This is a genomic window from Nitrososphaera sp. (assembly GCA_039938515.1).
Classification (GTDB): domain Archaea; phylum Thermoproteota; class Nitrososphaeria; order Nitrososphaerales; family Nitrososphaeraceae; genus Nitrososphaera.
Genome location: JBDUUL010000009.1, coordinates 55636 through 67757 on the forward strand (window position 1 = coordinate 55636; position 12122 = coordinate 67757).

General features: G+C 49.8%; 12 protein-coding genes. 6 read left to right on the forward strand and 6 right to left on the reverse strand.

Going from position 1 to position 12122, the window contains the following annotated elements; all coding sequences use genetic code 11:
- Positions 1-43 precede the first annotated feature (43 nt).
- Positions 44-457, forward strand: a complete 414-nt coding sequence (locus ABI361_04735) for a hypothetical protein (GenBank protein MEO9319959.1) — start codon at positions 44-46, stop codon at positions 455-457.
- Between the two features lie 44 nt (positions 458-501).
- On the opposite strand, the gene ABI361_04740 is transcribed toward ABI361_04735, so the two are convergent.
- A complete protein-coding gene (locus ABI361_04740) occupies positions 502-1110 on the reverse strand; it encodes a MarC family protein (protein MEO9319960.1) in 609 nt (202 codons plus the stop codon).
- Positions 1111-1356: 246 nt separating this feature from the next.
- Here ABI361_04740 and ABI361_04745 point away from each other — a divergent pair, with 246 nt between their 5' ends.
- The 4 genes from ABI361_04745 (at position 1357) to ABI361_04760 (ending at position 5936) form a co-directional block, all read left to right on the forward strand.
- On the forward strand, positions 1357-1755 hold the full coding sequence (locus ABI361_04745; GenBank protein ID MEO9319961.1) for a hypothetical protein: 399 nt from the start codon (positions 1357-1359) through the stop codon (positions 1753-1755).
- A gap of 217 nt (positions 1756-1972) precedes the next feature.
- Positions 1973-2446 (forward strand): DUF5615 family PIN-like protein, encoded by a 474-nt coding sequence (locus ABI361_04750; protein ID MEO9319962.1) that lies wholly within the window; start codon positions 1973-1975, stop codon positions 2444-2446.
- Positions 2447-2623: 177 nt separating this feature from the next.
- Positions 2624-5200: a chitobiase/beta-hexosaminidase C-terminal domain-containing protein gene (locus ABI361_04755; GenBank protein ID MEO9319963.1), complete on the forward strand. Its 2577-nt coding sequence runs from the start codon at positions 2624-2626 to the stop codon at positions 5198-5200.
- 460 nt (positions 5201-5660) lie between these two features.
- Entirely contained in the window at positions 5661-5936 is a 276-nt protein-coding gene (locus ABI361_04760) for a hypothetical protein (GenBank protein MEO9319964.1), read from the forward strand.
- Between the two features lie 36 nt (positions 5937-5972).
- Here the strand turns inward: ABI361_04760 and ABI361_04765 are convergent, their stop codons facing one another.
- The 5 genes from ABI361_04765 to ABI361_04785 form a co-directional block, all read right to left on the reverse strand.
- Positions 5973-7007, reverse strand: coding sequence for an SIMPL domain-containing protein (locus ABI361_04765; GenBank protein ID MEO9319965.1), 1035 nt, complete (start codon positions 7005-7007; stop codon positions 5973-5975).
- A gap of 368 nt (positions 7008-7375) precedes the next feature.
- On the reverse strand, positions 7376-8317 hold the full coding sequence (locus tag ABI361_04770; GenBank protein MEO9319966.1) for a TIM barrel protein: 942 nt from the start codon (positions 8315-8317) through the stop codon (positions 7376-7378).
- A gap of 213 nt (positions 8318-8530) precedes the next feature.
- Entirely contained in the window at positions 8531-9076 is a 546-nt protein-coding gene (locus ABI361_04775) for a hypothetical protein (protein MEO9319967.1), read from the reverse strand.
- Between the two features lie 94 nt (positions 9077-9170).
- Positions 9171-9557, reverse strand: coding sequence for a hypothetical protein (locus tag ABI361_04780; GenBank protein ID MEO9319968.1), 387 nt, complete (start codon positions 9555-9557; stop codon positions 9171-9173).
- Positions 9558-9679: 122 nt separating this feature from the next.
- Positions 9680-10546 (reverse strand): S1 RNA-binding domain-containing protein, encoded by an 867-nt coding sequence (locus ABI361_04785; GenBank protein MEO9319969.1) that lies wholly within the window; start codon positions 10544-10546, stop codon positions 9680-9682.
- Positions 10547-10580: 34 nt separating this feature from the next.
- On the opposite strand from ABI361_04785, the gene ABI361_04790 reads away from it, so the two are divergent.
- Complete coding sequence (locus ABI361_04790; GenBank protein MEO9319970.1) at positions 10581-12089, forward strand: cytochrome P450; 1509 nt, start codon at positions 10581-10583, stop codon at positions 12087-12089.
- Positions 12090-12122: the final 33 nt, after the last annotated feature.

Genomic DNA, 12122 nt, shown 5'->3' on the forward strand with positions numbered 1-12122 from the left:
ACTGCGACAGATGCATATTACTTACATGTGCTCTGATTTGCAGATGCACAGTCTTCCCGACGCCGAAATGCAGACAAATATTGTCGAACTTATACTCACAGGCAAGACCGAAGAGTCTCTAGCTCTCCTTAGCAAATACTACAATATGCAGCCTCCCGGCATTTGCGTGGGCACGGTCAAGGGAAAAAGGAGGACCGCATACGCGGTCTATGTTGCACGGGAAAAGAGGATTTACGCCATGAATTCCGAGATCTTTTTTAACCCGTTTGTTATGCTGCATGAATTCTACCATCACCTGCGCTCGCGGTCGGGAGCGCATCGCGGGACCGAAAGGCATGCTAACCTTTTTGCCAAGGCATTCATAGAGTCTTACTTGAACGAAAAAGGCAAATCCGGCGCTAGAAGCCCGCCTAGCAGCCTCAAGATAGAACGCGAGCCGGCAAACGACGACCCTTGAGCGCGGCTTCACCTTAGCACGGAAATAGAAATGAGCCCTTTGCCCTAGAAAAGGGCCTTTATGCCTTGGACGATATATTGCACAGCAATGGCGGCGATGAAGACTGCGAAGACTCGGGATATGATCATGGCGCCCCTCTTACCGAGGACTAAGTAAATCTTGTCGGCGTTTTTCAAGATTACATAAGTGATTCCGATGACAGCAAGTATGGAGAGGACAGTCAGCAAAAGTCCGCTGGACTCAAGCGTGATAATGACCGCGGTTATTGCACCGGGACCAGCGAGCAAGGGAAAAGCGAGGGGCACCACGCCGGTGTCCCCTGCTTGGTCTCTTGCAATGAAGCTCCTTTCTCCCCCAGTGAGTAATTGTATCGCGACAATAAAGAGGAGAACCCCGCCGGCCACCATAAAGCCATAGAGAGTAATTCCAAAAATGGCAAAAATCTGAGTTCCCGCAATTGCGAAGGCAAAAAGCAAGCCGGCGGCCGTCAATGTTGCAGTCCTGGAAATCTCGACGCGCTTCCTGCTCTCCATTTTTTCCGTCAAAGCGATATAGATGGGAACTATACCCAGAGGATCGAGCACTACCAGTAGCGCGATAATAGATCTGGCAAGAAGGGAAAAAGGATCATTTGGAATCGAAAATAAGTCCACCAAGCGCCTATTACAAGTAATCAGGACAAGAAAAAACCTTGCAGCTGCTCCCTCTCAATAGCAAATCGGGCGTATGGACCTTATCTAGCTACGAAGCGTGACATCATTGCCGGCTCAGATTGCGCTATTATCCCAGCGCGATATAGGTGAAACTTTGCTGCGGGAATAACAAAAAGAAAATTCCTTCTCCTAGACGTCCAGAGGTCGCTTTTATAATCGAGTGTGTAGCTTTTGTTAATTACATCGTTGGTTGACGCCCTCACTGTCGGCACTTATGCAATTGTAGCGTTTGCCCTGTCCCCGGCCTTGATTTTCCTAGTTTATCAAGACAGTTTTGCGACTCAAAAGAGTGCAATCGGGTCGAGCCAGCTAGTGACTCCAAACGCGATGGGAGCAGAATCACTCAGCGACCTAGGTGCGCATTCCAAAACCTCGATAGTTTCATCCCGCGATAATCCAGAGATGGTTCTGGCTGAAACGTACAACGAGGCCGCGGCCTCTGAGATATCGCGATGCGCTCCTAGCAACTTTACCGCTCCTCTCTGCCAAACTACGATGTCGCTTCTGGTTAACACTTGTGGAGAAAATCAGACCCGCGTGCCCGCCTGCCAAGACCCGAGAGTCGAATTGTTTCGGCCCGGTTGAGCAGCCACTTTGCATTCGTCACATCTTAAAATCAATGGGTGAGGTCAGCACCAATAAACCATATTTCATTGCCGAAAGACTTTAAACCGATAGAGGCAATTAGAAGTAAGCCGGTTGTCGGAATGGCGCACAGTGAAGCGATCATGACAATTCTGCAAACCTTCTCTGCCATCTTCAGGCAGCAGATAGTTCGGTCAAGTAATCGGTGCCAGGTTCTATGATAGATGAGATCCTCTGCTTGGTAAATGGCAGAAGCGTGATAGTAGATGCATGCGTCTCGCGAGAAATTGTAAGAAAGCTCGCTGACAGAGGAATAAAGGCCCGCCACGTTACGGATATGGATCCGAAAATGACGGACGACGAAATTGCCCAAATAATGCTTCCTGACGATGTTCTAATTACGAAAGACGTGGACTTTGCCAGGACCTTGAGGGAGCGTGCTATCCTTCTCCCGCATATGCAGCAATCTGGCGTGAACGCTGCAGGTCTCGAGAAAAAGAAAAAGCTTCCAAAAATAAAGCTGTCCAAGGAGGTAAAGGCCGCAGCCAAAGACTCTATCGCGCGCGAAATGACACTGGGCATACTTCACCTCAAGATACTCTGCGGAGTCTTCATGGTATTTGATATGAGAGTTCTGTCCGTAGAAGAGGTCAAGGAGATATACCGCTTTGTCAGGATAGCTGCGACCTGAGAGCAGGTTAAGCTTTTCATTCACAGGATTCAGTCGGGCGACTTTGGACTTTTGTATCCGCTTTATGAAGTTTCCTTGCTTAGTCTCTTTAAAACGGTATTTCTGTGACTACTATCGAAATTCGAATAGCAGATCTCTTCAGAATTCTTATATGTATCTTATCTGAGAAAAAATTACATGTTTGCATATGACGGGAGAAAATTAGGTGTTAAAGTTTCTGCTTTGATTTTACTCGCACTCATCACATCAGTGGGAGTCACGTCTGCTTTCAGGGTTCAGGCAGCAGTTGCTCAGACTGTAACTTATCCGGTCACCCAAATGTCCGACACAACCGGAACGGGACTCTTCGGAGTATCTGCACCTTCACCTTCCCAGACCGAGTATGCTTCTGCGTCTTCGCAGTTGGTCGGCAAGAGTATAGACCAGATTACGATTAAGCTGAGGAAGGTAGGTGCGCCGCCAGGCAACTTCCAAGTAGGCATAATCAACGCCGATCTTTCCATTAAGAAGTTGTTTGGGACAATGAGCGCCTCAAGTTTGAGTCCGACTGCAACTGATTACACTTTCTCGCTTTCAGGAGGCGGCCTATATACAATCCAAGCAGGCGACAGAATTGGAATTGAATACTCGAGTGGAGACGCTCAGAATTTTGTTGCCATTCTTGTTGATCGAAATGTTGCTGACCCCTTTGATGGAAGCAACACATATCGACAGGCCTACACGACCACTTGGACTAGCTTTACATCTGATGACCTTTACATGATCTTGGTTCAGACTCATGCAGCTGATACGACTCCCCCGACCGTAACGGCGAGCCCTCCTGGCGGCACTTTCACAACGGCCCAATCGGTAACATTGACACCTAGCGAGCCTGCGACCATATACTATACTACCAACGGCATAAACCCTACAACCTCTAGCAGCGTCTATTCATCCCCTATTTCGATATCATCTAACACTACGCTGAAATTCTTTGGAGTCGATACCTCAGGAAACGTTGGCACTGTTGTCACGCAGCAGTACAATTTCCACATTTCATCATGCAGTGTAAGCATCTCACCTTCGGGTTCGCTAATGAAAAATGTGGGCGAGTTTGCTCAGTTCAGCGCGACGGCCACTGGCACGAGCTCACCGAGCTACCATTGGACTGTTTCAGGAAGTATAATCAAAGACTATCAGGAACTCACCAACTTTGCGGCATTCACGTCTACTGGCAACTATACAGGCTTGGCCACTACGCCAATGTCTACATCGGACTACAATTCACAGTCCATTGGTTTTTACTGGCTGCCTGACCCAAGCCAAGTCTACCCTAACAATGCAAATGTCACAAGAACAGTTTCTGTCTCTGTAAACGGAGGCCTCTGTTCAACTTCGCAGACAGTTACGCTTATCCGGAGCACCAACGATCCCAACAGACAGCCTGAAGACTATTACGCACGATTGAACCACCCTCTGACTTATAACGTCCCCATCGCAGGACAGCAGATCTTGTATAATGGAACAAGATTATTGCAGGAACACATGCTCTGGCACGAGACAAACAGGTTTGGCTCCAGCTCAGGCACTGGCCCTCAAAGTTACGATGGTAGCCTGTTCTTCTCCTTCCACAGGGCGCTGCTAGACAACTACAATGCATGGCGCACAATGTTTGGTTACCCACAAGTTGGAACATGGACTCCAGGCGGAAGAGTGTCTTCGATTCCTACCACCGAGAATGGCCAGGACATCACAGACGCCCAGAGATTTGGCACCAGTGGCACTCCGGCTGTACCTTCATACTTTACAATTTCAGGCGGAACAACTCTGCGGCCATCACTGAATCAATGCGACCGTAATATGCCGGCTGGTCAGCAAAAGCTCAGTGACTTCGGTAACTTGACTCAGCTGGGCTGCGCTGTAACTATCAACCTGCACAATCCGGTTCACAACTCTATCGGCTCAAGCGCAGTCCAGGGCGCATGCACCAACCCCTCAATCTTCACGACACAATGCGGAGACATGACACTCATGATGACCTCAGAGAAAGACCCCATCTTCTGGAGGTTCCACAACTTTTTAGATCAGATACGACAGAATTATCTAATCGCAACAGGCGGGGCTGCTCACATACTCTACCAAAGCCCATTCCCGCTGTATCACTACCTGACCAATTTGCCGACTACAAACGTGCAGCTTGAAAACGGGACAAAAGCTGATGTGCCCGCGATGGCAGTCAAGTTCGACCAGCCTGTTTACGGCGTGCGGGCTAGCGACTTCACGGTCAACGGCTCACCGGCAACCTCGGTAACCGGTTCAGGAGCTGGCCCTTACATATTCACAGGCTTTGACTATCCGGGCTTTGGCGACGTTAACGTCGCAATGTCGTCGGGACAGATAATCAACGGGTTCGACGAGCCCTTTGCAGGTGACTCTTGGAGTTTCAAGATGGTTGATCCAAACGGCAACATTAACCATGACGGAATTCCCGACGGGATCAAGGTAAACGTATTCTTCCTCAACCCTGAAGTAACTGACACTGATGGCGACGGAATTCCCGACTCTGTAGAAATTCAATCGCACTGTCTGAACCCACTAGATTCACACGACGCCGACCAGCCATCAGGACTTAACGGATACACCTACCTCCAAGAGTTCAGACTGCTCGGAATCATTACATGCAATACGGCTTCCTCGACGCAATCGGTCCAAACTCCGGCCATTGTCCCCACACAGACGGAGCAAACTGCTGCCGTACCCGACCTAACAAATTAGAGCACTCGCTCTTTTTCCTTTTTTTAAGACGATGAGAACGACGGCGGGAGATCAACAGACCCTGTATTTAGTTAGACAAACGCTATCAAAGATTGGCCAACCAGCCGTGGTTGTCTACCTCTTGAGTATTGCATCAGCTTAGACCCAGTGCCCCAGATTGGGCTATTGACAAGATCATGCTCAGAATTACTATTCCCATTCCAGAAATTATTCGACCCCAAGTTTCCATATTTGTGTGGATGTTTTTGGTAGAAAACTATAACCGCATTGCGCTCAGCAAAGTTTGCCGCGTCGGTTACTTTAACCATTTCTCAAAATGCTAGCGGCATGTTGATGACTGTTTGATATCCGGGCTCATAAAGGGCAATAGTGCAAATTCTAACACTTATTAGCAGATACCTGATCCCAAGTCGGCTTAGCGACGAGCATAAATGACAGAGCCATAATCATTCCGGCGAAAATGCCAAGAGATCTATCCGCTCCCGATGCAATGGAGGCCCTAAAGCCAGTCTGTAGAGAACTATCGCATCTGCTCGACGAAGGCTTATTGAGTTTCGTATCTGCAAAAGAAAATGGGGATGGCAGTTTTGCAATCAATTTGAAGGCATCAAAGTTTCACTTTGCCTCCAGGGGGTTCAAGGATTCAATCGGCGACATAGAGTATGGCTCCGGAAGCCTGAAAATCGGATTGAGGTCAAGCGGCAGGCCTGGAATAGTTTACGTAGAACTGCTTTGAATTTCTCGAATAAAAAAATGGGGGATTTGCGTCAACTCAGCAGATCATCGGGCCGCCTGGCGGGTTGACGCAATCGGGGTTGTTAAGCGAGCGCATCATTCCTGTCGGGCCCGCACTTCCAGTCTGGTTCATGCCACCTGCGCTTGGGTCCGAGAAATAAAACACGACGCTTACGTTGGTTGTAATGTCCTGCTGCCCTGCCTGGATAGGCGTTGGCGTTGCAGCCAGACCCGCGGCATGGTCGACTCTTGCGCTGTATATGGGAAAGTAAACATCATTGAGGTTTACCGATTGCACACCTGAAACCGCCATTCCCAGCGCTCCTGCAGCTATGTCAGCCCTGTGCCGGGCATTGGCGATAGCCTCCTGGGTCAGCGAATCTCTGATTGACTGTTGTTTTGCCTGCGACACAAAAAAGTCTACACCATAGACGTTGTTGGCGCCAGCTTGGACTGAGGTATCAATTACCTTCCCCGCGTCGATTGCACCGGCCGTATCAAGTGTCACCGTAACGCTGTTTGAGGCGGTATACCCTGTTACCACTTGGGATGGAGGGCAATACGGCGCGCCGTACGATTGCGGACAGAACTTCGGGCTGTCGTAGCTGTAGTTTGGTGAAACGCTATAGTTGTTGGTTGTGATGTCGCCAGGAGAAATGCCGAGAGCCTTGAGCGCAGAAATTACGCTGGTCATCAGGTCCGAGTTTTTAGAGGCCGCCTCTGCTGCGGTAGTCCCGTTGGTTATCACCCCCACCGTGACAGAAAACCTATCAGGGTTAACTTTGGTGCTTGAGCTCCCCGTCGTAGATATGGTCGACGTCGGAGGCCATGGGCTGCCATGGAAGTATGTCGGTGCCGATGTCGTCTTGTTTGCCGTCGGGGCAGACGGAGCGGTTCCCGTAGTGGCTGCATAAGTCTTTTGCGCTATGGTACTAAACGACTGGCTGGCAGCGAGTGCAATAACCAGCCCGAGGGCGAGCGTGACAATCATTAGCGTCGGCTTTGTTTTTCGTCGATTGCTTATTTTGTTTGGAGGTCTTTGCGAATTTGCGTCGTCTTTGTTTTCAAACATTTGCTTACAGCGGACTGTTAGCCTGCGGGCTGATAATATTGCGTTTCAGAACAGGGCTCTGCCTGCGTTCTGCGTTTCAGAACGATCATTTGGCTAATCTAAACGGTCAACTGTCGAACTTACTAAAGTTGCAGTCGAGCACGCTGGAATCCCTAACCGTCCAAAATCCATTCGTGGCGAGCCGTTAGTGAATCAAACCCTAGAAAGTGTTCCAAATCAGCTATGTCATGCCCAAACGCCTTGGCTACGTATTCGTCAGACGGGTTGCCGCGAAGCTTCAATCATTTGCAATTTTCGCCCCCAGCTTATTTGCATCCGCGAGGAGAAGTTTCTACGCTCAGCCGGGCATCGACAGGCCTGCCAATCGGCTAGGAATTAGACTTGCGAAACGAAGAGCCTACTATCTGGCGGCGTCTTAAATGCGTCTCAAGTGCGGCCTTGGAGCGGAGTGCGCTGGCCCTGTTGCCATCCTCTATGACTATGAAATCAGTCAGGCGTCGAGCGAGTATTTGCAGGAGGATTTTGTCGATGTTAACCCTGCCGGTCCCCACGGTGCGATGGTCGTCAAGAGTCCCGTTGGTGTCCACCGCGTGAAAATGGATTGGGCCGTCTAGGTGCGACAGGTCAGAATCCCTTCCAGTTCTGATATAGTGATGCGCGCTATCGATGCCGCGGATCACGTTCGCGAACTTGCCTTTACCGTAAGGCACCTCGTCGTAGTCCATGGCATCTGAATAGTGTTCCTCAAAAACGATCTGGATTGCTTCGCCGTTTACCCTTTTTTCCGACGCATGTGAGGCTATTTCTGACAGGGACAGCAAGAAATTCCGATGGAGTTTTTCGGCCCTCCATGTCCGGTATTTCTTGAGGACAGGTGCAAGAAGTCCGTAGGTTTTCACAGCATGACAGCCAACAAGATATGCAGGACCGTTTGCGCGTTCTCCTCTTAATCGAAAGAAAGCGGGCAGGTCCGAGAAACTGTGTAGGACAATCCGGGGGATTGCAGCCTGTTCCATAAAGTCCAGGGTCTTTAAGGTATATTCAACGGCCGATCTCCTTGCGGAGGAATTCTCCGAATCAAGACTCGGCAAATGCAATGTCCCATGGAGCGAATTAATCATGTCGTGATCCTGGGCAAACTGCCTCATAAGGTCCAAACTCGATGGAAGCGCCGCAGCAAGACAATGAAGGTGATCCTCGTTCAACTCCACGCCGCTGAATCCGTCTTCGTGGGCCATTGCCAAGGCTTCCAGCGCATTGGCGCGGGTGACGTACGGTGCTACTGATGTGACGATTCCGAGTAGGCCCAACTACGCACCTCCCAGGCGATCGCATGATGTGGTTACTGCATTCGCACTCGAACACCGTTCGCAATCAACGTTGGAAAACGTGCGCAACCGAAGCGTACCAGACTCTAATGCTACCCAGACTATTAACATAGCTGACAGTTGTTCTGCAATACAATTCCGGCGGCAGGAAATTCGACAAGGACTGTTACCATGAATTCAATCGCTGAACCGAGTTTACCTTGTATTCCTTCGCGCGTCCTCTCGGACGGATTGAACAGCCTGTGCAGTGTTCTCGACGGATTCCCTAAAATTCCGCAGCGTGCCGGTTTTTTTCGATTCCGCCAGGAGGCTAGACATTTCTTCTGCGGTGCCTTTTATTGAATCAAGCATTTCACGAAAAGACGAGATAAGCTGCTTTATGTCAGCTGACTCCCCGTTTGGATTGGACTTGTCACCGCCAAAAGAATCCATTTTGCTTTTTACGGTGCTCATAAGTTCCTTTGATCTATCTATGAGGCCGGAGTCCTTGAGCTCCCTAAAGGTTGACTCCATCCTGCTAGACATCTCGTTAAAGTTGTCTGAGACAAGACGAATATTTTCAATATTCTGTTGCCATTCGGGGGTCTTCATCGATTCGGTTATTTCTTTTGCAATCAAAGCAATCTCTCTAATCTTGTCAAAGGTTTCTTGAACTCCGGGAGTGCCAAGCTCCCGCATAATCTCTACTGCATCTGAAGCGGTCTCTTTTATGTCGTGAAGTTTCCCGCCTTTTTCTGCCATCAACTAAGGCTGTTCATTGCAGGATAAAGACTAAGAGAATTGCTGTGCTAGACGCTTCAACCGGCAAATTGTTCCAATGGCTCCGACACTGCACCTATGCCTCTGCTGAACCGCTGGCCTGTCCGCCTTTCTTTTCATTCGCCACTCCCGGAAAGTCTGCTCGCCTGCCTGCCATCTTATCTCCTCTCCGATGCCTGCCAGCATAGCGGTATTGGTACCGATGAACATTTCGCCGGGGGAGAAGCTGGGCGTAAAAGACAAAGCTCCCTATTGCAAATAGGGTGTTGATTAACCCGGCCACGTACGAGTGAAATACAAAGAAGTTGAGAAATGCATAGACAGAATTTACAATGCCGAGCGCAAGTTCAACCCAGGGGAGATACCTCCCGAGGTTTATCAGAAATGTCATTGTGTAAATGACGGCATCTATCTTCCGGGTACTTGGCAGCCCTGGCGGCTGTTGACGTTCCTGATTTTCCAATAAACCACATACTGCATTGATCCTTTTAAGAGCAATAGAAGACTATTTGCTTAGTTTGCTGGTTACTGAATGTAATAGGATCAGCGCAGCAGGTCCCGCGGGGAAACCCTCATTGGATCTCACTAGTGCACTTTCTTTTTGGATTCTTCTCGGGTAAACTTGAAGCTGCCCTGACTCTTTGTCATACCTTTTTCTATCTTTTCAATTGCGTGAGCCATAGCCTTTTCCGCAGTCTTAAAGTTCTCCGACTTGATTGTTATGCGGTATCTCGGGGCCCCCAGATAGTGGACAGTTATGTTGCTTGGATTGCTCTTTGTGCCCTGTTCCGCATCGCCAAGAACGTTTCTAATCACCTCAATGCCGTCTGGCCTGTTAGACGTCACTTCCAAAACCCCCCTTATTTCAATTAGTGGCACCTGAATTTTCTTGCTCTCCTCTTCTATTGCTCGGAGAACGGTTTCTGAAAACCCAAGGTCCTTTATCGACTCAATCCCCTTGGTGGAGACTGTTTCAAACAGCTCGTATACGTCGTCATAGTTGTCAAGGATAACCTTCTGGGTCTCCGCGAGCTGCACATCAGAAAGAGCTGCCTTCTCCTTTACTGAATTTAGAAAGCCGGTTGCCTTTTCATTTCTCTTAACCTCGATTAGCTTTGCCTTCTTGTCCTCTCCGGAGACCTGCTTTAGCGAAGTGTCAACCTCTCCCCGGGCTTTGTTGACCTTGATGATTTTCAAAACCGCCTTCTGCTGAGGTCGGACAAATCGCTGGATATTTCGCACGTAGCCTGTGGCGACCTCCCTTATCGGCAGAAAACCTGTCATGCCGCCGTATTCGTCAAGCGTGACGTAGGCGCCGTGCCCGGTCACGTCCTTGACCGTTGCGATAACGACTTCTCCCTCCTCGGGAAGTCTCTTGATTTCAGGCACCGGGGGACTACTCGCGGAATTTGGGGCAGTCCCGGGAGAGGATGAACTTGGCGAGCTGGGCATGTTATTACCTTTTTCTCTCCAGATCCCTACTTTAATGTTGACACATTGCCTTATCTCAAGTCGCCGCAGCATTTGGCAACATTCAATTGAAAGATCCGCTGTATTACATTACATAAGGGGCAGGGGAAAGAGAATTCCAGAAAGCGCAGAAAAACTTGCCGGAAAGAATCGAACCGACGGAGAAGCAAAGTTCCCCCCTGGGCCCAGCTCTATCATTGCAGGTAGACTCTTGCGGGATTTCATGCGTGACCCCATACACATGCTTCTTCAAACTGCAGAAAAGTACGGCGATGTCTCGCACTTCAAGCTAGGAAAACAGCACATTTTTCTGGTAAACAACCCCGAACTTATAGAGAATATCCTCATCCGCGATTATCGTAATTTTGTCAAGAGCCGCAGGCTGCAACTGTCCAAGCGGCTCCTGGGCGAAGGGCTGCTTACCAGCGAAGGCGAATTTCACGACCGTCAGAGGCGAATGATGCAGCCATCATTCCTTCCAAACCGCGTCAAGTCGTACGGCGCCGCGATGATAGACTCGGCCGAGAAAATGATTTCTGGATGGAGAGACGGTCAGGTATTAGACATTCATGCTCAGATGATGCACGTCACCTCCGCGATAATTACCAAGGCAGTTCTGGGGTCCGAGATATCCGACGAGGAAAGTGACAGGGTGAACCAGGCGCTTGTCTCCAGCATGAAGTACCTGGATAGAATCCAGATGCCGCTCGGCGAATTTGTTCAACGGATCCCCATACTCCCGGTCAACAAGGACTTTAGATCCGCAAAGGTAGTTCTAGACACGCTTGTATACCGCATGATCTCGGAGCACAAATCGCGGGGCGGTCAGGCTGGCGAGCCGGACCTTCTGGATACGCTAATCGCCGCAGGTAAGAGCGATGCTGAATTGGCCCGCGAGTGGGACCGACAGGTGAGAGACGAAGTCATGACGATATTCTTGGCTGGCCACGAAACAACCGCCAATGCGCTTACTTGGACGCTTTACCTCCTTTCCCAAAACCCCGAGTGCGAATCAAAACTCTTCGATGAGCTTGCCCGCGTCCTTCAAGACGGGGCTGGCCTTCGTGCCCCAAGCATCAATGACATTCACGCTCTGCAATACACCGAGAAGGTGCTTAGAGAATCCATGCGCATGTATCCTCCTGCTTGGACTCTTGCGCGCCAGGCTGTGCAAGACTACAAGCTCGACGGCTATACCGTTCCGGCCAAGTCAATAATCGTCATGAGCCAGTACGTAATGCATCATGACCCAAGGTTCTTCGCCGAACCAAATCGCTTTATTCCGGAGCGGTGGACGAACGAGTTCAGGGCTCAGCTGCCACGGTTTTGTTATTTTCCATTTGGCGGCGGAATCAGGGGTTGCTTGGGCGAGTCATTTGCATGGACTGAGGGGATACTCTTGCTTGCCACAATCTGTCGAAATTGGTCCATGACTCATGACCCCAGCCATCGAGTGGAGGCGCTGCCAATAATTACCCTGAGGCCAAAGCACGGAATGCGAATGCGGCTTCACAAGAGGCAATGACGCAAGACGAAAAGGAGATGATGGCATGCAGAT